At 49.8% G+C, this 21,750-nt stretch carries 21 protein-coding genes and 1 pseudogene; 16 read left to right on the top strand and 6 right to left on the bottom strand.

Translation table 11 applies throughout. The features are described 5' to 3' along the window. The first annotated feature begins 32 nt into the window (after positions 1 to 32). The 4 genes from BMX91_RS07585 to BMX91_RS07570 all read left to right on the top strand — a co-directional run bounded on the left by BMX91_RS07585 (position 33) and on the right by BMX91_RS07570 (position 4,425). On the top strand, positions 33 to 1,334 hold the full coding sequence (locus BMX91_RS07585; RefSeq protein WP_092051721.1) for an ammonium transporter: 1,302 nt from the start codon (positions 33 to 35) through the stop codon (positions 1,332 to 1,334). Positions 1,335 to 1,409: 75 nt separating this feature from the next. Continuing rightward, complete coding sequence (locus BMX91_RS07580; RefSeq protein ID WP_092051720.1) at positions 1,410 to 2,486, top strand: carbamoyl phosphate synthase small subunit; 1,077 nt, start codon at positions 1,410 to 1,412, stop codon at positions 2,484 to 2,486. Positions 2,487 to 2,804: 318 nt separating this feature from the next. Continuing rightward, the gene (locus BMX91_RS07575) at positions 2,805 to 3,239 is read left to right on the top strand and encodes a helix-turn-helix domain-containing protein (protein ID WP_092051718.1); all 435 of its coding nucleotides are present in this window, start codon (positions 2,805 to 2,807) and stop codon (positions 3,237 to 3,239) included. 1 nt (position 3,240) lies between these two features. Then, entirely contained in the window at positions 3,241 to 4,425 is a 1,185-nt protein-coding gene (locus BMX91_RS07570) for a macrolide family glycosyltransferase (protein ID WP_092051716.1), read from the top strand. 48 nt (positions 4,426 to 4,473) lie between these two features. On the opposite strand, the gene BMX91_RS07565 is transcribed toward BMX91_RS07570, so the two are convergent. Further along, positions 4,474 to 4,896: a VOC family protein gene (locus BMX91_RS07565; RefSeq protein WP_092051713.1), complete on the bottom strand. Its 423-nt coding sequence runs from the start codon at positions 4,894 to 4,896 to the stop codon at positions 4,474 to 4,476. 168 nt (positions 4,897 to 5,064) lie between these two features. On the opposite strand from BMX91_RS07565, the gene BMX91_RS07560 reads away from it, so the two are divergent. The 3 genes and pseudogenes from BMX91_RS07560 (at position 5,065) to BMX91_RS07550 (ending at position 7,369) form a co-directional block, all read left to right on the top strand. Further along, positions 5,065 to 5,610, top strand: a complete 546-nt coding sequence (locus BMX91_RS07560) for an NADPH-dependent FMN reductase (protein ID WP_092051711.1) — start codon at positions 5,065 to 5,067, stop codon at positions 5,608 to 5,610. Positions 5,611 to 5,686: 76 nt separating this feature from the next. After that, positions 5,687 to 6,424 (top strand): annotated as a pseudogene (locus BMX91_RS07555) (arylamine N-acetyltransferase family protein). 48 nt (positions 6,425 to 6,472) lie between these two features. Beyond that, positions 6,473 to 7,369 (top strand): PhzF family phenazine biosynthesis protein, encoded by an 897-nt coding sequence (locus BMX91_RS07550; protein WP_092051708.1) that lies wholly within the window; start codon positions 6,473 to 6,475, stop codon positions 7,367 to 7,369. 71 nt (positions 7,370 to 7,440) lie between these two features. Here the strand turns inward: BMX91_RS07550 and BMX91_RS07545 are convergent, their stop codons facing one another. Next, the gene (locus BMX91_RS07545; RefSeq protein ID WP_092051706.1) at positions 7,441 to 8,568 is read right to left on the bottom strand and encodes a trans-sulfuration enzyme family protein; all 1,128 of its coding nucleotides are present in this window, start codon (positions 8,566 to 8,568) and stop codon (positions 7,441 to 7,443) included. Between the two features lie 193 nt (positions 8,569 to 8,761). Between BMX91_RS07545 and BMX91_RS07540 the strand changes: the two genes are divergently transcribed. Next, a complete protein-coding gene (locus BMX91_RS07540) occupies positions 8,762 to 9,586 on the top strand; it encodes a serine/threonine protein kinase (RefSeq protein WP_245744324.1) in 825 nt (274 codons plus the stop codon). 351 nt (positions 9,587 to 9,937) lie between these two features. On the opposite strand, the gene BMX91_RS07535 is transcribed toward BMX91_RS07540, so the two are convergent. Then, positions 9,938 to 10,942: an LLM class flavin-dependent oxidoreductase gene (locus BMX91_RS07535; protein WP_092051704.1), complete on the bottom strand. Its 1,005-nt coding sequence runs from the start codon at positions 10,940 to 10,942 to the stop codon at positions 9,938 to 9,940. Between the two features lie 166 nt (positions 10,943 to 11,108). Between BMX91_RS07535 and BMX91_RS07530 the strand changes: the two genes are divergently transcribed. The 6 genes from BMX91_RS07530 to BMX91_RS07505 all read left to right on the top strand — a co-directional run bounded on the left by BMX91_RS07530 (position 11,109) and on the right by BMX91_RS07505 (position 17,069). Continuing rightward, complete coding sequence (locus BMX91_RS07530; protein WP_092051702.1) at positions 11,109 to 12,062, top strand: alpha/beta hydrolase family protein; 954 nt, start codon at positions 11,109 to 11,111, stop codon at positions 12,060 to 12,062. 95 nt (positions 12,063 to 12,157) lie between these two features. Beyond that, positions 12,158 to 13,117: an ABC transporter ATP-binding protein gene (locus BMX91_RS07525; protein ID WP_092052192.1), complete on the top strand. Its 960-nt coding sequence runs from the start codon at positions 12,158 to 12,160 to the stop codon at positions 13,115 to 13,117. Beyond that, on the top strand, positions 13,110 to 14,630 hold the full coding sequence (gene opuFB / locus BMX91_RS07520) for an osmoprotectant update ABC transporter permease/substrate-binding subunit OpuFB (RefSeq protein WP_092051700.1): 1,521 nt from the start codon (positions 13,110 to 13,112) through the stop codon (positions 14,628 to 14,630). The genes BMX91_RS07525 and opuFB overlap by 8 nt, the downstream gene beginning before the upstream one ends. A gap of 114 nt (positions 14,631 to 14,744) precedes the next feature. Then, entirely contained in the window at positions 14,745 to 15,065 is a 321-nt protein-coding gene (locus BMX91_RS07515) for a hypothetical protein (protein ID WP_092051697.1), read from the top strand. 287 nt (positions 15,066 to 15,352) lie between these two features. Next, positions 15,353 to 16,003, top strand: a complete 651-nt coding sequence (locus tag BMX91_RS07510; RefSeq protein WP_092051695.1) for an MOSC domain-containing protein — start codon at positions 15,353 to 15,355, stop codon at positions 16,001 to 16,003. A 157-nt stretch (positions 16,004 to 16,160) separates the two neighbouring features. Next, on the top strand, positions 16,161 to 17,069 hold the full coding sequence (locus BMX91_RS07505) for a cation diffusion facilitator family transporter (RefSeq protein ID WP_092051693.1): 909 nt from the start codon (positions 16,161 to 16,163) through the stop codon (positions 17,067 to 17,069). 38 nt (positions 17,070 to 17,107) lie between these two features. Here BMX91_RS07505 and BMX91_RS07500 read toward each other — a convergent pair whose 3' ends face one another. After that, the gene (locus BMX91_RS07500; protein WP_245744353.1) at positions 17,108 to 18,688 is read right to left on the bottom strand and encodes a sulfatase family protein; all 1,581 of its coding nucleotides are present in this window, start codon (positions 18,686 to 18,688) and stop codon (positions 17,108 to 17,110) included. Between the two features lie 123 nt (positions 18,689 to 18,811). Between BMX91_RS07500 and BMX91_RS07495 the strand changes: the two genes are divergently transcribed. After that, positions 18,812 to 19,774 carry a formylglycine-generating enzyme family protein gene (locus BMX91_RS07495; protein WP_245744351.1) on the top strand — a complete coding sequence of 321 codons (963 nt, stop codon included), beginning with the start codon at positions 18,812 to 18,814 and terminating at the stop codon, positions 19,772 to 19,774. A gap of 23 nt (positions 19,775 to 19,797) precedes the next feature. On the opposite strand, the gene BMX91_RS07490 is transcribed toward BMX91_RS07495, so the two are convergent. After that, positions 19,798 to 20,124: an ArsR/SmtB family transcription factor gene (locus BMX91_RS07490; protein ID WP_092051687.1), complete on the bottom strand. Its 327-nt coding sequence runs from the start codon at positions 20,122 to 20,124 to the stop codon at positions 19,798 to 19,800. Positions 20,125 to 20,196: 72 nt separating this feature from the next. Then, positions 20,197 to 20,448, bottom strand: coding sequence for a DUF2188 domain-containing protein (locus tag BMX91_RS07485; protein WP_092051684.1), 252 nt, complete (start codon positions 20,446 to 20,448; stop codon positions 20,197 to 20,199). A 206-nt stretch (positions 20,449 to 20,654) separates the two neighbouring features. Here BMX91_RS07485 and BMX91_RS07480 point away from each other — a divergent pair, with 206 nt between their 5' ends. Continuing rightward, positions 20,655 to 21,740: an SDR family oxidoreductase gene (locus BMX91_RS07480; RefSeq protein ID WP_322787452.1), complete on the top strand. Its 1,086-nt coding sequence runs from the start codon at positions 20,655 to 20,657 to the stop codon at positions 21,738 to 21,740. The last annotated feature ends 10 nt before the right edge of the window (positions 21,741 to 21,750 follow it).

The raw sequence follows: 21,750 nt of genomic DNA, 5'->3' as shown, positions 1-21,750 counted from the left end.
CAATTTAAAAATTGAATACGGGAGGAATGGATATGGCGGACTTGTTTTATCTGAACAGTGTCTGGATCATGCTGGGTGCCATTTTGGTGATCTTCATGCAGGGAGGGTTCATCCTGCTTGAAGCAGGTTCCACACGTATGAAAAATGCAGGACATATCGCCGGAAAGACGATCTTTTCATTCGGGATTGCTGCAATCGTTTTTTGGGCAGTGGGTTATGGGTTCATCTTTGGAGAAAACAGCAATTTCTTCATCGGGATGAGTGATTTCTTCTACCCGGGTGAGGAAATCGCGGGAAGTCCGTATTCCACCGTTGCGTTCTTTGTCTTCCAGCTGGCCTTTGCAGGCATTGCATTGACCATCGCATTTGGAGGATTTGCGGAACGGGCGAAGCTGTCTGTCTACCTCGTCTTCGCTGTGTTGTTCTCAGTCCTGGTCTATCCGGTCATCGCCCACTGGATCTGGGGCGGGGGCTGGCTTGCTGAGCACGGCAAACAGGACTTTGCCGGATCGACGGTTGTTCACCTGACAGGCGCCATGGCAGCCCTGGCTGCCACCATCCTCCTGAAACCGCGGATCGGCAAATACAACAGCGACGGCACGGCCAACAATCTCAGCGGTCACAACCAGGTGTACACAGCTTTGGGAGTTCTGATTCTTTTTATCGGCTGGTTCGGATTCAATGCGGGGAGCACCCTGGGGGTCGAAGACGGCTTCTTCGCATTCGTCGCCCTGAATACCGCGATGGCTGCGGCTGCCGGTGCGGTCAGTGCATTGCTGATTTCCTGGGTGGCTTTGGGAAAATCCGACATCCCGACCATGTTGAACGGAACACTTGCCGGATTGGTTGCCATCACCGCATCCTGTGCCTTTGTGGAAACATGGGCATCCGTCATCATCGGAGCCGTTGCAGGAATCATGGTTTTCTACAGTGTCAGATTCTTTGAAAAGCTGAAAATCGACGATCCGATTTTTGCACTTTCCGTTCATGGGATCGCAGGCGTATGGGGCACTTTGTCGACCGGTATCTTTGCCACACAAGAGCTGGCTGTTGTCGGGCAGGCAGGCCTTCTTTATGGAGGAGGTCTTGAACAGCTGGGAGTGCAGGCAATGGGCATCACGGTATCCGCGGGTTACGCTTTTGCCGTATCCTTCCTGCTCCTCCTTGGCATGAAAGCAGTCATGAAGGGCCTCAGGGTTACCGAAGAACAGGAACTTGCCGGCCTCGATATCAGTGAACATGGCAGTTATGGGTATCCCGAAGCATTCAACCGGGACGATTCGACCTCTGTTCTCCCACGACACCTGCTGAATACCCAGCTTCTGAAAGAGTAACAATAAAAACAATGAACACCACCCACCGGATACTTTGGTGGGTTACATACTGAGGTTGGATAAAGGGGGAAGAAGATGAAGCAGGGATACTTGATCTTGGAAACCGGTGAGGTATTTGAAGGTGTTCTGGCCGGAGAGTTTTCTGGAGAAACAGAAGGCGAAGTCGTCTTTAATACGAGCATGAGCGGTTATCAGGAAATCATTACAGACCCTTCCTATGCCGGTCAGATCATTGTCTTCACCTATCCGCTGATCGGGAATTACGGAGTCAGCGGGGAAGATGATGAAAGTGTGTTCCCTCACTTGAGGGGAATTGTGACCGGAGAGATGTCGTCTGACCTGCATCATCACCGGGCGACCGGCTCACTGCAGGGAAGAATGGAGGAAAATCGACTTCCTTGCCTGATGGATATAGATACCAGAAGTTTGGTCAGGACCATTCGGAAAAAAGGAACGGTCCGGGGTATCATTTCCGAACGGAAAGATGCCGCGGTTCAGGCCGGTGAGGATGGCGCGATGTATGATCGGGTGACCACGAAAAAGGTGGAGACCTACGGGAATAGAGGGCCGCATGTGGTACTTCTGGATTTTGGCTACAAAAAGTCCATACTGGATTATCTTATTGAACAACGGTGCAAAGTGACCGTTGTACCTTACCATCACTCCATACAAGACATCCGAGGTCTGAATCCCGATGGGGTCGTCATCAGCAACGGACCGGGAAATCCGGAACATGCAGCCGATCAACTGGAGAAGATCCGGGAACTCACAGATACGCATCCGACCCTCGGGATCTGTCTTGGCCACCAGCTGATCGCAATGGCCTACGGCGCGAAAACAACAAAGCTACTCTTCGGCCATCGCGGTGGGAATCATCCTGTAAAAGATCTGAAAACAGGCAAAGCCTACATCACCTCACAGAATCACGGGTACGTCGTGCAAGAAGAGACGATCGACAATGATTTGTTTGAAGTGTCATTCCGAAATATAAACGACGGCAGCGTGGAGGGCCTGCGACATAAGAAAAAACCGGTTCAGGCCGTCCAGTTTCATCCGGAAGGGCATCCCGGTCCTCTGGATACGGTGTTTATATTTGAACAATTTGTCGGCCGGCTCAAGGAAAGACAGCTGTCTGGAACATCAATAAGATGATAAAGATCAGGCATTCTGCGTTCACGCAGGGATGCCTGATCTTTCATTTTGAATAGGGAACGGCGTGACAGCATTTTTCTGATTGGTGATTTCGCATTGCTCAGGGATGGTCAACTGTATGATGATGCCTCTGTTGAATTTGCAGACGAACCTAAGCAGGTTAATCGCAGGAATTCTTTAGTTATCTAAATTAACCAGAGCAGCGGGACACGCATTTTGCTGTTTTAATTGCCACGAATATTAACGATAACTGTATTAGTTGGTTGATAGTCATTAACATTTCTTTAGGGTAAAGTGGAACCAAAGGAGTTGAGCGGGATGATCGGCACCAATATTCGTGTGTTAAGGAAGCGGAACAAGCAGAGCCAGGAATTTTTGGCGGAGCGGCTGGGGGTATCCAGGCAGACAATCGCTAAATGGGAGTCGGGGGAGTCGCTTCCGGACCTGTACAGATGCCGGGTGCTTGCGGATCATTTTCAGGTTTCACTTGACCAACTGTCGGGAGATCTGACCGAAGCGGAAGCGAACCGGATGGCGCCTCGAGGGAAGCACTTTTTTGGTGTGGCCAAGGTTGGTCAAGACGGACAGGTGAATGTTCCTAAAAAGGCGCTGGAGAGGTTCGGAATCCGTGAAGGGGACCAGTTGGTGGTTCTGGGTGACGACAGCTCCATGGGGATTGCTCTGATGAAGCGTGATACATTGCTCGACTTTGCGGAAATGATCCGGAATGCCGAGCCGGAAGGAGGGGAATGAGATGAGCAGAATCGTTTTCTTCTCATTGCCGGCACACGGCCATACGAATCCGACCCTGCCGGTCGTAAGGGAGCTTACGGAGAGGGGACATGAGGTCTGGTATTACTCGTTCAGGGAGTTCCGGGAGAAAATCATAGCAGCCGGTGCCAAGTTTATCGGGTGTGATCAATTTCTTCCTCAGGCGACGGATAAGGAAATCAGCAAAAAAGCCGGCAAGGACTTTGCTGCGCTCATTGAAATGACCGTGGACACGACACTTGCGATGCAGGAGAAAGTGCTTAAGGAACTGTCATCCGCCAAGCCGGACTGTATCGTGTCGGATTCGATGAGTGTATGGGGGAAGCTGTATGCCCAAAAGCTGGACATTCCCTATATCTGCTCGACGACCACTTTCGCATTTAATCAGCATACGGCTAAGCTGATGAAGCCGGGATTCAAGGAAACGCTAAAAATGATCATCGGAATGGGAAGGATACGGGGGAAAATCAAAGAACTGCAACAAGCCGGTTATGAAGTGAACAGCTTTACATCTCTGATCGGGAATGACAATGACACCGAGACGATCGTGTTCACCACGAGGGAGTTCCAGCCGCTTGCCGAGACATTTTCCGATCGGTTCGCGTTTGTCGGCCCTTCTATAGCGGGCAAAGACCAAAATACCGTGGAAAAAGAGAAGTCCGGCACCTTGGTGTATGTCTCGCTAGGAACAGTTCTGACAAACTCCCATTTCCATAAGAATTGCATCAGCGCTTTGACCGGCAGTAAAGGCGAGGTGGTAATGTCGGTCGGAGAAAAAACCGACATCGGACAATTTGGAACGGCCCCTGACAACATACGTATCAAGAATACAGTCGATCAGATAGCGGTTCTCGGACGGGCAGACGTCTTCATAACCCACAGCGGGATGAACAGTGTCAGTGAGAGTCTGTATCAGGGAGTCCCGATGGTCCTGTACCCAACACACAGTGAACAGAAATTGGCTGCACAGCGCGTCGCTGAACTGGGAGCAGGGATCATCCTTAAAAACGACCGTCCACAGACAATCAGAGAAGCTGTCCATCAGATCTTAGAGGATCCCCAATTTCGAAGAAATGCTGCAAAGATCTCAGGGCTGTTCAGGAATGCCGGCGGTGCCTCAGCGGCAGCTGACGTGATTTTGTCGAGGATCAACCGGGAGGAGCCATGAAAATTCGGCTTTGTCAGAAGACAAAGCCGATACTCCATGATGCAGGTTTTATCCTTGGTATCCTTCTGTATAAAACTGAAACGTTACTCCGAATTTATCTTTAATGACACCGAAGGCAGGGCTAAAACCTGTATCTGTTATTGGCATTTCAACCTGTCCGCCATCCTGCAGCGCTTCAAATACCTGATGGGCTTTGTCAGCATCGTCAAACGTAATACAAATAATCACCATATTTCCCTCTTGAGCCGGCTGGCCGGGGAATGTATCTGATAGCATGATCATTGACCCGCCGACCTTGATCGCGCCATGTGCAACCAGATTTTTTGCGTCTTCAGGGAAAGGGGACTCCGGAGAAGCAGGCATATCGCCAAACGTCAGGACCCCCAGGTTTTCTGCATCAAACACCTTTTCATAAAATCCGATCGCATCTCTTGCGGTCCCATTCAGCTGTAAATATGGGATGAAATTCATTTTGTTCATCTCCTCCCGTTTGATAGCACGGATTCCATTATACCTTAAAAGGCGACCTGTAGAGTTAATATTCTGATAAAATCATCCTAATCCCAAACCGGACAATCTTCTCTTAAATCCAGTAAAGTGAAATCTAAACAGCTTAGTATGGAAGGAGAAAATTTATCTATGAAACTAGTCGGTGTTTCCGGAGCGCTTGCGGGAGATAAAACATCAGTTGCTGTAGGCAGTGTTCTGGCTGCAGCTCGTCACATAGATCCTCGCATAGAAATTGAATTAATAGACTTGAGGGATTATGAAATAGAGTTCGCGGCAGGGCTTCCCCTGGCAGCTTATAATGAAGACACCTGGAATGTCGTTAAGAAAATCCAATCTGCCGACTTTCTTGTTTTCGGAACCCCCATCTATCAGGCATCGCTCACGGGAGCCTTGAAGAACCTGTTCGATCACTTGCCGGAACATGCATTCAGGAATAAGGTGACAGGCATGGTTGCAACAGGATTGACGGAAAAACATTTTCTGGTGCTGGAATATCATCTCGGTTCTATCCTGTCGTATTTCAAAGGCCTCATCCCCACAGACAATGTCTTTATATTGAATGACAACTTCGATCCCGAGACAGATGAAATTATGGATAAGCGAATAATGGAGAGAATCCGTAAACTGGCCGAAGAAATGATTCAATTGCAGAACGGTATCTTGAACAGGGACTAATCCTCCTCATGTAACAGGCACTCCTATAAAATCTGAGGGAGGGATTGGATTGGAAATAGAACGGTACTTGCAGCGGATGAATTGGAGTGGCCCGATTGAAGTGAATATGGACACACTCCTTCAACTTCAGGATCATCACATGCTTCATATTCCATTTGAAAATCTGGATGTGATACAAAAAATCCGGATCCCGCTTGATGTGGAGAATTACTTCAGGAAAGTGGTTCTGAATCATTGGGGTGGTTTTTGCTATGAGCTGAACGGATTATTTAACTGGCTGCTCCAGAGTTTAGGCTTTAAAAGCAAGTTGGCATCTGCAACAGTCAAACGGCCGGATGGCGGCTGGACGCTGACGGGAAGTCATGCCTGCCTGATCGTTTAAATGGGGAAGCCTTACCTTGTCGATGTCGGCTTCGGTGATTCAGTCAGGGTGCCTCTCCCATTATCAGGGGAAGAAAGGGAAGACGTCAGCGGAACTTACCGGCTGGAAAAGTCAGGAGATGGGGAACTTGATCTCCAAAAACATCAAAAGCAGGGCGGTTGGGAGACGCTCTATCGCCTCGATACGAGCCTGAGAATACTCAATGATTTTGAGGTGGTCTGCTACTACAACCAGACTTCTCCTCAGTCCCCTTTTACAAGGCAACCACTTGTCTCGTTGGCGACAGAAGACGGCAGGCTGACACTGTCAGGAAACACATTTACCACGACACGCAGTGGTGAAAAGCAAAAAACAGTCATCGACGACAAGGAGATGGCGACCGTTCTGAAACAGTATTTTGGAATTGATCTTGACCGGTCAGTGTCCATTTAATAAACCACTAAACGAAACGATTGGTCAGAATGAAGCGGGGGATAGAAAATGAAAACAGTCACGGTTTACCAATATGATGCTTTCAGCACGGAGCCAGATATGGGAAACCCCGCTGGAGTTGTTTTGAATAGTGAAGGTCTGTCCGACTCCGATATGCAGGAAATCACTGCTAAAGCAGGTTACAATGAGACAGCTTTTTTACTGGATTCGGATCTAGCTGACTTGAGGATCCGTTTTTTTACACCGGGTTATGAAACGGATCTGTGCGGCCATGCGACCATGGCGATGATTTTCGCTTTGGCCAGCAGAGGTCAACTGGGTAAAAAAGAAAAGCTGACAATTGAGACGAAGGCAGGCATCCTGCCTATAAAAGCCACAAGAAACCAAGACGGTGAATGGTCCATCACGATGAAACAGGCATCGCCGAAGTTCATCGAATACAAAGGCTCAAAAGAAGAACTGATGCATTCAATAGGATTGGGGGAATCCGATCTCCATCCGACTTTGCCGATTCTATATGGAAGCACAGGAAGCTGGACTCTTCTCGTTCCGGTAAAACATCTTTCAAAATTCCAGGAAATGAAACCGGATAATCAGCGGTTTCCTGAAGTGTTGAAGGAAGTTCCGAAAGCTTCTGTACATCCGTTTTGCCTGGAAACCCATGACCCGACTGCTGATCTTCACGGGCGCCATTTCAGTTCCCCTTATTCCGGTACGGTCGAAGATGCAGTCACAGGCACAGCCTCCGCAGTCATGGGTGCTTACTATGCCAAGTTCATCCAACCGGGATTCACCGGTCAACTGGATCTCGCTGTAGAGCAGGGCCAGGAAATCGGTAAAGATGGTAGAGTTGGCGTGCATGTCTCAAAAAACCAGGAAGCATTAGAAGTACAAATCACAGGAAAAGCAGTGTATGTGAAAGAGGTAGAAATTACATTACCCTGAAGATTTTTTAATCCAAAAAAAGATGATCTTTGGAAGAAGAATTCCCGAGATCATCTTTTTTTGTCTGCATTTTATTCCAGCGCCTGCAACAAATCTTCTTTAAGGTCTTCCACGTGCTCGATTCCGACCGAAACACGCAGCAGATTATCAGGAGCAACCGCATGGACGCCTTCAAGCGAAGCCCTGTGCTCGATCAGGCTATGAGTTCCGCCAAGGCTTGTGGCCCGTATAAACAGTTTCGCTTTTGCAGTGACTGCCATGGCCGCTTCCTGTCCGCCTTTTACCTGGAAGGACAGCATACCGCCAAAGGAGCTCATCTGCTTTGCCGCTACCTGGTGTCCAGGATGTTCTGGGAGTCCGGGATAATGGACGGCTTCCACATTCGGGTGCTGTTTCAGGAAATCCGCAATTGCGGAAGCGTTTGAACAGTGGGTCACCATGCGCAGGGGAAGTGTTTGAACTCCTCGCAAGGCAAGCCAGCAGTCGAATGGGGAAGGAACAGCCCCTTTTGCCTGTTGGGCAGCCTTTAATCTGGCAAGCATCGGGCTATCTGTTTTTGCGATGACTGCTCCGAGGAGCAGATCGCTGTGCCCGCCGATATACTTGGTCACTGAGTGAAGTGAAAAATCAGCGCCGAGGCTGAGAGGTTTCTGAAGAACCGGGGTTGCCCATGTATTATCAACAACAGAATATGCACCGGCATCGCTGGCCAGCTTTGCCACTGCCTGGATATCAGTCACTTTCAGCTGGGGATTTGAAGGAGACTCCATCCAGATGAGCCCGGTCGGTGCCTCATTGATGGCTTCCTCGACTTGTGTTAGATCGGTCATGTCTACAAACACAACTTCAAAGTTGGTTCCGATATCCGTGTCTGCAAGCAGGGAACGGATTCCGTGATACATATCATCGGGCATCACCACGCGCCGGGGTTTATCGGCAGGCAGCGATTCGATCAGTGTAGAAATCGCCGCCATTCCTGATCCGAATGTGACCGTATCAAACCCATCTTCAAGCGATGTGAGACAGTCTTCCAAAGCCCGGCGATTTGGGTTATCAATTCGGCTGTAGATATATTCATTCGGATAAGATCCGTCTCCTGCCCGTTCATATGTTGAAGAGAGGTGGATCGGCATGGTGACCGCACTTGTTGATGGGTCAATCGAACGTCCGGCGTGGATGGCTTTTGTTTCAAAACGCATATGAATGCCCCGCTTTCCATGGTTATGTATGAAGGTTTTTTGTTACTCCAATTACCTTCCCAGTACCATTTTACACGAATTTCATGCAAGTCAGACTTTAAAGAGCACCAAGTTGGTCTTGTGAAGCCGGCAATGATACATTCGCCTATAGAAAGGATTTCAATGAGCAGTTTTTGATGAAGGGATTTAATCTATGAGTATGGACATTTTGCGCGTCACACGAAAAATCCGCCAGTTTTTTGTGGACTGGCCAATCCGGGAAGACACGATTCTTAATAAACGGTATATAGTCTCTGATGTCATTGGAACCGGCAGTTATGGCATCATTTATGATTGCACCGACCTGCATACCGAACAGAAGACAGCTGTAAAACAGCTGCGGCCGAGTAAGCGGCATAGCAGGAAAGAGATCGGCATGTTTCAAAATGAGATGGAAATCATGAAACAGCTCTCACACCCGAATATGCCGGCCTTCATTGAAGACTTCTCTGATGACGATCAACACCTGTACTATGTGATGACATTCATCGAGGCAGAAAATATGGAAGAGCAAATCTTCACCCGGCAACAATCGTTTAGCGAAGAAGCATCATTGCTAGTTGTGGAGCAACTGCTGCAGATGGTTCAATACCTTCACGCAAAGGGAATTTATCATCAGGACCTGCGCATCCCAAACATCCTGATCAACGATGGAGAACTTTATTTAATCGATTTCGGGCTTTCGGTTTGTGAGAGTGAAGTTTCGCAGGCAACCAGTCAAAGCGATTTGTGCAAAAGGATCGAGCAGCTGAGGCTTCAGGATTACTACGATCTGGGGGAGATTCTGCTTTATTTGCTCTACACTACCTACACGCCAACAAATAAAAAAGCTCTTCCTTGGACGGAAGAGCTGACCATAAATCATGAAACCGTCCATCTGCTGAAACGGCTGTTGGGTATCACAGATCCTTATACGAATATCAGCGAAATCGCCGCTGATCTCCAGAATGCAGTTTCACATACCAGAATCGGAAGTTAGCTGCTGCTACGGCCGCGCCTCTTGTAGTATTTGCTTCCGCTCATCGGAGAACGGTTGTACCTCCGGCTGCTTGAGCTTCCCCGGCGATAATGATTATGTCTTCGGGAGCTGCTTCCGCGTGACAGGTTTTTCAGCTGTTTCAAGATTTTCTTAAACATGCGCGACCTCTTTCCTTTTTAAAGTGTTTTTCAGTATAACACGGAGATTGCAACAAAGCTTGCATGGCCGCTTTTATGGAATATTGATTCTTGGCTTCGGTGTAATCGGCATTTTAAATGATGTTTTTAAGAAAGCTACAGAAAGAGTAAAAGCCTTCCGGAACGGCGTCATGCCTGCCCCGAAAGGCTTTTTTCATTCTGCTTGTCCCATATCAAGCGCGTCCGCAAGCAGGGAGATTCCCTTCATGCGATTTTTCGAACCAAATACATTCGGGACGATTGTCACTTCGTCTGCCTGATACTCTTCGGCTGTCTTTTGGATGCCATTGGCAACTTGTTCAGGAGTGCCGATAAATATGCGTTTCCTGTTGTGTTTGATTTTTTCCTTCTCCAAAGCACTGAACCCCCGCTTCAAAGTCGTGTCAACGGACGGATAATAAGGAGGGGGGGTTGAAGATTCCACGGTAAGCAACCACAGATCCAATGCCTTTGCCAGCATCTCCGATTCCTTTGAGGTTTCTGCCACAACCGCGAAAATGGAAATCATAACTCTTGGGCGGCTGAGCATGGAATTGGGGCGAAAGTGATCCTTGTAATGCCTGACAGCTTCATGCCCTCCACCGGGTTTGGCGAGATGGGCGTAGGCGTAAGACAGACCCTGTTGGGCAGCGATCTCCGCGCTGCCCTGGCCGGTCCCAAGAAGCCACATCTCGGGAGAGGTGTCGATGACCGGCATGGCAGTAAGGTCACGGAAGCGGTGATTGATAACTTTCCCCGTCAAGTAATGATGAATATCTTCTATCTGCTGTTCATAAGATAAGCGTTTTCCTTTTGATTCATTCAGGGCGCGGTTCACGAGCTGATAGCTGGGTGACCGTCCGATGCCGAGATCGATGCGGTTCGGATGCAGTGCCTCAAGGACACGGAAATTTTCAGCTACTTTATAGGGGCTGTAGTGGGGAAGCATGACACCGCCTGAACCGATGCGGATGTGTTCGGTTGAATCGGCAAGGTGCATCATCAGCATTTCGGGACTGCTGCCGGCAACGGAACGCACGTGATGATGCTCCGACACCCAGAACCTTCGGTAACCAAGCTTCTCAGCCAGCCTTGCAAGTTCCACTGTTTGTAAAAGTGCTTTACGGGCGTCTGATCCTTCATCAATCAGGGAATAGTCAAGGATATTATAGGTGACCATCCGTCATATCTCCTTTGTGACTCTCGTATGTTCTACTCCACTCTACCACAGCGGGTGGGCACCCGGCCGGCTGTCAGTTTCAAATGAACCGGTGCGAGAAAAGGAGTAACAAGATCATTCAGCGAAATTAATGTATTAAACCGGAATGAGCAGGGGGGAACAGAAGGTGTACAATGAGGCGCTGGTGACGATTGAATCGGAATTTCAGCTGAGCGGGACATTAACGATACCGGAAGAAAAACAGGATCACTATCCTGCAGTACTCATCATCTCAGGATCCGGCAAGGGGGATCGTGATGGGAACCTTAAGAATCTGAAGATGAATCTGTATAAAGATCTTGCCGAATATCTGACATCCAATGGATATATGACTCTCCGTTATGACAAGCGCGGAACCTATAAAAGCGGAGGGAACTTCAATGAAGCCGGGCTTTCCGATCTGATCGATGATGCAGTAGAAGGAGTCCGTTTCCTAAAACGCCATCCCAACGCTGACCCGGATCGGATACTGATTCTCGGTCATAGCGAAGGAGCGCTGATCGGGCCTGCCGTCCACGACCGGGAGCCGGTGGACGGTCTGATCCTCCTGGCCGGTGCAGCCGGACCATCCGCAGACCTTATCCCGAGGCAAAGTGAAATGGCCTACTCGGAGATGTATGAAGCGGCAGGGCTGAAAGGATGGATATTCAGAACGTTCAAGGTGGCGGACCGGGCAAGGAAGCAGAACACACAGATCTTTAAAAAAGTATCCGACTCTGAAAAACCGGTTATGAGAATCAAAGGCATCAAGGTAAATGCAAAATGGATCAGGGAGACACTGGACTACAACGTCATCGATTACCTGAAGCGGGTGGAATGTCCCGTTCTCGCCATCACCGGCGCAAAAGATGTACAGGTACCGCCGGACCATGCACGCCTGACTGCAGATACCGTACAGGGCAATTCCGAGTGGCACATCATCCCGGACATGAATCATATGCTGAAAGATTATGAGGGCGAGCATACGATGCTGGGGCTCCTGAAAGAATATAAATCCATTGCCGACAGTCCGCTGTCCCCGAAGCTGACTGCCATCATCGGGGATTGGCTGGCAAAGCAACGATCGGTGCAACCGGGGTAAAGACAGCGGGCCGGAACCATTCCGGACCGCTGTTCTTTCATGTAAATGGTAAAATGGGAACAACAATCGGGAGGGGTTGAGTGACAATCGCATCGATCATTGAATTTCAGAACGTGACTAAACAATACGGGGACGGCACAAAAGCCGTGGATTCCCTTAATTTAGAGATCAAGAGCGGAGAATTTATTGTCCTGATCGGTCCGAGCGGATGCGGAAAGACGACGACCCTCAAGATGATCAACCGGCTGATCGAACCGACATCCGGATCCATCCTGATCAAAGGAAAAAATGTCGGAAGCTATGACGTTGACCGGTTGCGGTGGAATATCGGCTACGTCCTGCAGCAGATTGCCCTTTTTCCGCATATGACGGTTGAAGATAACATTTTGGTTGTCCCCGAAATGAAACAAAGTGATAAAGAAACAATGAAACGGCGCGCACATGAGCTCATGGAACAAGTGGGTCTTGATCCTGCTGTTTTCGCTCAGAGGAAACCCTCCGAGTTATCCGGCGGCCAGCAACAGCGGGTCGGAGTGATCCGGGCGATGGCTGCGGACCCGGAGATTCTCCTGATGGACGAACCGTTCAGTGCGCTCGATCCGGTGGCCAGGGAAAAACTCCAGGAAGACCTTCTGCTTCTGAAGAAGACGTTCGGCAAGACTACAGTGTTTGTCACTCATGACATGAACGAAGCTCTGAAATTGGCTGACCGGATCTGTGTAATGCGGGAGGGAAGAATCGTTCAGACCGGAACACCAGATGAATTGAGGCGAAATCCTGCCGGGGCATTTGTGCGCGAGTTTATCGGAAGAGGGGAAGGCGGCCTGCATGAAGTACTGGATCTGAGGCGATGGGTAACCGCATTTCCTGCCGAACCCGTGCACCCGCAGATCGTTCTTCCGGCAGATATTCACACAGACCGGCTTGTTAGCGTCATGGCCGACCATGAAGCAGCCGGAGTGGAAGACGGAGGGGAACTGATCGGCATGATCAACCGTGAATCGGCTTTCCGCTTGCTTGCTTCTGAGGGAAGGGGGAAGGTTCATCATGAGTGATTTGTGGACCATCTTCGAAGAACGGAAAAGTGACTTGTGGACCGCCCTTCTGGAGCACATCGAAATCTCCTTTATCGCTCTGCTTCTTGCAGTCCTGATTGCGGTGCCTACCGGTATCTGGCTGACCCGAAAGAGGAAACTGGCCGACGGTATCATCGGAGTGGCTTCGGTTATCCAAACCATCCCGTCACTCGCCCTGCTTGGACTGCTGATTCCTGTTGTGGGTATTGGCTGGATTCCCGCCATCATCGCGCTGACTGCCTATGCGCTGCTGCCCATCTTAAGAAATACATATACTGGCATCCGGGAAATCGATCCGTCTCTGATTGAAGCGGCTCAGGCGATGGGCATGAACACACGCAGACGCCTGAATAAAGTTGAGCTGCCCCTCGCAATGCCGGTAATCATGGCAGGAATACGGACATCCACCGTTCTGATCATCGGGACAGCGACGTTGGCTGCACTGATTGGCGCTGGAGGTCTGGGTGATCTGATTCTTCTCGGAATCGACCGCAACAACACTGGCCTGATTGTGCTCGGAGCGATTCCTGCGGCCCTTCTTGCGATCGCCTTCGACTTTATCCTGAAAAAGCTTGAAGAGATGCCATTCAAAAAAAGCCTGATCTCCTTTACGGTCATTCTTGCAATTGCGGCCATCGTGCTGTTTGCCCCGCTTTTTACGAAGGATGATGAAAAATTGATCCTCGCCGGGAAGCTTGGTTCGGAACCTGAAATCCTGATCAATATGTACAAAATCCTGATTGAAGAAGAGACGGATCTGGAAGTCGAGTTGAAGCCGGGCCTTGGCAAGACAAGTTTCGTCTTTAATGCGCTCCAATCAGGAGAAATCCATATCTATCCCGAATTCACCGGGACCGCCATTTCCGAATTCCTGAAAGATACCGCCGAGAGCACGGACAGCCGAGAAGTCTACGAGCAGGCCCGCGATGGCCTGTCTGAACAGTTCGGCATGGCGCTCCTGGAACCGATGCAATACAACAATACCTATACGCTAGCGGTGCCGGAAGCATTTGCCGAAGCACAAGGTCTGGATACGATTTCTGACCTGCAAAAAATCCAAGACCAGGTCCGTGCCGGCTTCACATTGGAATTTTCAGATCGGGAAGACGGTTATCTGGGCATCCAATCCTTATACGGCATCGAATTTCCCGATGTTGTCACCATGGAGCCGAAGCTGAGGTATACAGCGATCGATTCAGGCGATATCAATCTGGTAGATGCTTATTCGACAGACAGTGAGATCGAACGGTACGGCCTGAAAGTGCTCGAAGATGACCGGAATCTGTTCCCGCCATACCAGGGAGCTCCGCTCATGCTTGAAGGGACAGCAGAAAAATATCCGGAAATCATCGATGCGCTGAATCTGCTGGCGGGGAAGATCTCCGACGATGAAATGCGTGAAATGAATTATCGGGTCAATGTTGACGGAGTTCCTGCCGAAGATGTTGCCAGGGATTATCTTGAATCAACAAGTCTTATAGAACGCCAGTGAACATGATCCTGTGCTCTTTGCGGCACAGGATCATGTTTTTCTTATTTGAAACCAATTCCCGACCCCTCCGTAAACCTAAGTAGAATATGAAAATCATTTGAGGAGAGGACATAAATGAACAAAGCGGAGGAAATCATTCTGAAGTCAGTGGTTGAAGGATCAGCAGTATATGAGATGATCAGAACCGGGTTTGCAGAAAGAAAGACCAGGCTGCTGGATATGCTGTTTGATGAAACGCTGACACTGAACCGGGCTTTCAGTCAGCTTAAGGGCAAAGAGGCGTACTTTCTCGTGTGCAGCGGTAATCATGCAGAGCTGGTCACGGTCAGTGGGGGATCCATTTCAGACCGTAAAGATGCAACAGTTGAAGCTAGCGGGAAAACGACCTTTACACTTGGTGATTATCGTTATAAGCGCTACCGGAAAATCTGGTAAACCAACCGCTGGAATCCAGTCTGCCGAATGGGTATCGGCATTCTTCCCATGCAGTTTCTCCCAAAGACTTTGGAAGCAGGGGGTGACACCTGGCTGTGATGAAAGGGCATATCATTGAATCCATTGCCGCTTCTCCGCTGGCCGGCGAGAAGTTCGATAAGATTTCTTGGATGGACGAATAAGTAAAGGTGGAAAAAAGAACTGGACGTATAATGAACCTGATTCCCGGAGCTTGAAATTGCGATATACTGGACTCTATAACATGTGTTGCGGATGGAGGCTAAGGGATGAATAAACTGGTTCACTTTTCCACGGGGAAACCAAAAACCCTGGAATTGGACGACGGCAAGGAAATGGTGTCAGGAATTGCTAAGGAAAAAACAGAACAGGCATATTTGTCCCGGGATGGGTTTGCAGGAGACGGAGTGGCGGACACCCGACACCACGGCGGACGCAATCGGGCAGTTTGTATTTACTCGCATGAACACTATGCTCTATGGGAACGGGAATTCGGTGTGACACTGCCGGCATCTGCCTTCGGTGAAAACCTCACAGTCACCGGCATGACGGAGAGTGAGGTTCACATCGGCGACGTGTACAGGATCGGCGAAGCCCTGATCCAGGTTACCCAGAGCCGTGTACCGTGCAACACCATTTCACGCAGGCTCGGGATTCCGATGATTCTTCCAAGAATCATCGAAACAGGGTTTACTGGCTACCTTTGCCGTGTCATCGAGGAAGGGATGGTCAGACAGGATTCGGAAATCAGCCGCATCAGTGTGCATCCTGCGGGGATTTCAGTACAGGAAGCAAATGATGTTTATTTCAGGAAGTATACCGACCCGACAGCGGTGGAGCGTGTGCTGTCCGTCGAAGAACTCGCCGAAAAATGGCGGGAGGGCCTGGAAAAACGAGCAGGTTTACTGAAAAAGCAATGAGGGACGGGGGCAGCCATTGTGGCTGCTCTTTTATTTGAATTGACTGCCGCAGAAGAGGGTAAAAAGAAATTACGAGCCGGTTGCACATTATAGACCATACTGACATAATGTATATATGAACACATAGTCATATAATTAGTTTGGGAGGAGGATATTCATGGGCCATCATCACGGTCATTCTCATAGTCATGCAACTTCCAATAAAAAGGCGTTGTTCTGGGCGTTTATACTGATCACTGCGTTTATGGTTGTTGAATTCATCGGTGGATTCCTGACAAACAGTCTGGCGCTGTTGTCGGATGCCGGACATATGCTGAGCGACTCGGCGGCACTGGGACTCAGCTTTGTCGCCATTGTACTGGGGGCCAGAAAGGCGACAGAGAAGAAATCGTTCGGTTACCGCCGTTTTGAAATCCTTGCTGCCGCAATTAACGGTATCACCCTTATTGTCATCTCCGTTCTAATCATGATAGAAGCAGTGCGGCGTTTCATGGCACCTCCGGAAGTTCAGAGCACCGGCATGCTGGTGATTGCAGCCATCGGACTGCTCATTAATATAGCGGCAGCATTTATCCTGATGCGTGGCGGGAAAGATGATAATTTGAATGTGCGGAGTGCGTTCCTTCATGTAATGGGTGATATGCTTGGCTCAGTGGGAGCGATAGCTGCCGCATTGCTGATGATCTTATTTGGCTGGTGGATTGCCGATCCGATTGCCAGCATTCTCGTCTCCATCCTCGTGTTGGTGAGCGGCTGGCGGGTGACAAAGGATGCCGCCAATGTCCTGATGGAAGCCGCTCCGGAAGGAATCGATCCGGAGGAAGTCCGTCAATCACTTGAACAACTGGACGATGTGACAGATGTACATGATCTTCACGTCTGGTCGGTTACACCGGATGAACCGCTCCTTAGCTGCCATATAACCATTGATGGACAGGGTGATCCGGATCGGATCCTCCGCAATGCACATCGGATTCTTCATGATAGGTACAGCATCGAACACAGCACTATCCAGCTTGAGTCGGGCAGCGGGGGATGCCCGAGCCCTCATGGAACATGCAATTGAAACAGGTGATCCGCATACTTTGCGGATCACCTGTTTTGCTATTTCTTAAATTCCTCAATATAGTCTCCGTACCCATCCATCCATTCCAGCTGCCGCCATTTGCCCGTCGGATTGTTGCGCTCGTTCTGCTGGGGGCCACCGGGAGTCGACCGGCCATTCTTAACATAGTCCTTCAAGTCATTCATTAGGGATTCGATGATGTCCGGATGCTGGTCAATGACATTTTGAAGTTCTTTGACATCCCGGCTAAGGTCAAATAGCTCGGAAGGCATGAATGAAATATCCGGACCAATCAGATCCATGCCTCCGCCATCTGTCACAAGGTTGAGTTTCCAGTGGCCTTTCCTGATTGAGAATCCGCCGTTTCCTGAAGAATGGACGATATCGTTGCGTATGGACTGTTCATTTCCTTTCCAGATCGTAAGATTGGATACTGAGTCCTCAGCTTCATTGTCTCCAATTTCCGCACCGGTCAGCTCGGCAAGCGTGCGGTACAAATCCGACAGGCTCACCATATGGTTGGAAGAAGTGCCGCCCTTGATCATCGGAGGGTAGGAGACGATGGTCGGTTCCCGGTGTCCGCCTTCCCAAATATCTGATTTATGACCTCTGAAATGATGGCTCGGATTATGACCCTGTTTGATCAGGCTGGAGAAGTCTGCAACTCCTGATGCCCCGTTGTCGCTTGTGAAAATGAAGATGGTGTTCCCGAACAGCCCTTTCTCCTTCAGCTTATCCGTAATCTGGCCGACGTAGGCGTCAAGCTGGAGAACCCAATCCCCGTAATCTCCGATCCCGGATTTGCCTTCGAATTCCGGGAGGGGAAGAATCGGACCATGGACGAGGTGAACCGGATAGTACAGGAAAAACGGCCGGTCGCCTTCGGCAAATTGCTCGATCAGTTCCAGTACCTTGTTTTGCATGTTGGCGGGGACCTCTTCATGAATGAAATGAGGTGCTTTCACGCCGATCTGCCAAGCTTTCTGCTGGCTGGCACCGATCCTGTCGAGTCCGGGTACACCTGTAATTTCTGTCGGCTCTTCAACCACCCTGTCATTTTCGATATAGACGAAAGGCGGCTGATCCAGGGAAGCCGGAGTTCCATAAAAATAGTCGAACCCCATTTGGAGCGGTCCATGTGCAATAGGCTTTGAATAATCGATGTCCAGCCCTTCCATGTCGATCAATCCAATTGTCGGATCGAAATTACCGTCACGTCCCATCCGGGTTTCGGGTACTGCAAATTCATCTGCATTCAGACCGAATCTATCAAAGTCGTATTCATCCTTCAGATGCCAGCCGAGACCGAGGTGCCATTTTCCGACTGCTGCAGTTTGGTACCCCTGATCCTTCAGCATCTGCGCCATCGTCCGTCTGCTCTTTTCAATCAGCGGTTCGGAGTCTCCGGGACAGACGAAACTCTTCAGCCGCGAGCGCCAGTTGTATCTGCCGGTAAGCAGGCCGTATCTCGACGGTGTACACAGTGCGGAAGTTGCATGGGAATCCATGAAGCGCATTCCTGCTCCTGCCAAGGCATCAATATTCGATGTCTTGATTTTGGAATCGGGGTTAAAAGAAGAAACGTCCCCATACCCCAAATCGTCCGCGAGGATCAACACCACGTTCGGCTTGTTTTGTTCCAATTGAATCACCTCAATTGTATTCTCCAGCTATTCTTCCCTGTTTGCGCGGATGGCAAAACAGGGAAGGCTATGCAGAAGAACGGAAAGGAAGTGGGCGAGTTGACAAATCCGGATGCCGGCTGTTGCACACCAGGACGAAAAGTCACTGTACGGCCGGAAAAGCCGCAAATCATAGAACGGTTCGGAAAGCCCCTTGACCGGGAAGACATGATTTATATTCCGGGCGGCTCATTTCGAATGGGCGCCGGGGAGGAGGAAGGTTATCCGCAAGACGGGGAAGGGCCGGTCCGCGTGGTAACGGTCGATTCGTTTTTGATCGATCCTGTTTCAGTGACGAATGCATCGTTCTGCGAATTCGTCGATCAGACGGGATATATAACAGATGCTGAACAGTTGGGGTGGTCGTTTGTCTTTCATCTGCTGGTCAGTGACAAGTCTGCAGAAACGGTAATGGGAAGTGTTCCTCAGGCGCCATGGTGGCTTGCCGTTCCGGGGGCAGACTGGCGGCATCCTGAAGGTCCGGACTCTGTGATTGATGCACGTATGAATCACCCTGTCGTGCATGTTTCTTACCGGGATGCACTGGCCTACTGCAGCTGGGCCGGCAAACGGTTGCCAACAGAGGCGGAATGGGAGTATGCGGCAAGAGGGGGGCTTGAGTCCAAAAAGTATCCTTGGGGAGATGAGCTCAAGCCGGATGGAAAGCATCGGTTCAACATTTGGCAAGGAGAATTCCCGATGAGAAATACGGCAGGTGACGGCTATGTGGGAACGGCTCCAGTCCGAGCCTATTCACCAAACGGTTTCGGCCTTTATAATATGTCCGGCAATGTATGGGAGTGGTGCTCGGACTGGTTCACAGAACGCCGAAGCGGCAACCATAATCCTGCCGGTCCGGAAATAGGAATGGTGAAGGTGATGAAGGGCGGTTCTTATTTGTGTCACGATTCATACTGCAATCGTTACCGTATAGCTGCCCGTTCATCGAATACACCTGAAAGTTCTACCGGAAATATTGGATTTCGTTGTGTTGCGGATAAGGGATATTCAAATAGGAGGTGACCCGTGGAACAGGGGTCACCTCCTTAATGGTGTCTGGCGTGATCGATCGCCTCACGGAGCAAGTCCACTACGTGTTCATCGTCGATGGAATAATGGAGTGAAGTGCCCTCTCTGCGATACTTGACGAGCCGGAGGTTTTTCAGAAAGCGCAGCTGATGGGATACGGTGCTCTGAAGAAGGGAAAGCCGGGAGGCGATCTCATTGACCGGATATTCATGCTCCGAAAGAAGGTTCAGGATTCTAAGCCTTGTCGGATCAGACAGGGCCTTGAATGTCTGGGAGACGATAAACAGGGTCTCTTCATCAAGATCTTTGTCGTCGGAAAACTTCGGGGTGTTTTCGTCCTGCATATCGCTGCCTCCTTAATAACATTTTCATCATTATATCAAAGGCGGACCGGTCTTGCGGGCCGCCTTTGCCTGTCAATATTCAATCTGATCCTCGATTTTCCCGTCATCATCATGGATGATGGCCATGCTTCCGTATTCCTCCGCCAACTTCTTGGCACGGGCTACCACATGGGATTTGTCATCCTCTTGCAGGATCTGCTTTTCTTCGCCTTCTTTTTTCAATGCCCATTTGCCATCGTCCGGTACGACGTGGTAGTTGGCATTGTCTGTCCCGGCCCGGTCATCAAAGTACTTATCAGGACCATTGTTGTTTTTTCCTGGCATATAGAACCCTCCCAATCAGTGATAGTTTGTATTTTCCCCGTACTGCCTATTGTGAAACGGCTGTCGAAATAGGTGAGAACACATCTTGTTTTGACTTTCTTTCTGAATGGGAAGGAATAGGGATCATCTGCGTTGAAAAACCGGCATAGTCAATCGTTCCAACGGGTCCGTGAAAGAGATGATACGGGGGAGGTATATAGGAGTTGGTGAAGCGAACATATTTTTTTACGGGATTTCCGGGATTTCTCGCAACCCGGTTGATCAGCAGGCTGGCCGAAGAGGAGCCGGAGTCCGAATTTGAGCTGCTCGTCCATGAATCTGCCATTCCCGAGGCCGAGCGCATTGTTCAGAGGCTCAAGGGAAACAAACGAACCAAGCGATTCAGGATCCATGCCGGCGATATAACAAAGACCAATCTGAAACTGGAAAAGGCAGTATCCGAGCGCCTGAAAGAGACGGTGACCCATGTCTTTCATCTTGCGGCAATCTACGATCTTGCCGTACATGACCGCATCGCCCAGTCAGTGAATGTTACGGGGACGAGGAATGTGAACCTCTGGGTTTTGGAATGCAAAGCGATTGAACGCTATGTATATTTTAGCACCGCTTATGTATCCGGAGACCGGAAGGGTACGATTTATGAAAACGAGCTGGCGCTTGGCCAAGAATTTAAAAACCATTATGAAAAGACGAAACATGATGCTGAAGTGCTGGTCCAGTACATGAGGGACCGCATACCGACTACCATCATCCGCCCTGGAATCGTACTAGGGGATTCAAAAACCGGTGAAACCGCAAAGTTTGACGGCCCGTATTTCATGATGCGCTATCTGGATAAATTCTCGCGGATGCCGATACCTTACGTGGGCAAAGGCGAGGCGCTGATCAACCTCGTACCTGTAGATTATGTGGTCGAGGCCACAGTATATCTTTCCCGTCATGCCGATGGAATTGATAAAGTCTACCATCTGACCGATCCGAACCCGTATCAGGCGAGGGAAGCTTTCAGGCTGATTTCCGAGGCGCTGACGGGGAAAGCGCCTTCATTCACGATGCCTCATTCGACGGTCCGGATCATGCTGTCATTCCCTCCGCTCCGCAGATGGGTGAAGGTGGAAAGGGAAACACTTGATTATTTCCGGCTGGAAGCAGTCTATGATTGCACAGAAGCACAAAGGGATCTTAAACCCTCCGGAATCACATGCCCTGATTTTGCCGATTATATCCCTGCTGCAGTGGAATACTATCGGCTGCACCGCAATGATCCGGCGAAATTGATCGAAGTCATCTAAAGTTCCGAAA

The organism is Bhargavaea ginsengi (assembly GCF_900109165.1).
Classification (GTDB): Bacteria; Bacillota; Bacilli; order Bacillales_A; family Planococcaceae; genus Bhargavaea; species Bhargavaea ginsengi.
Note: the sequence above shows the minus strand (reverse complement) of the source record. Positions and strands in the feature narration are given on the sequence as shown.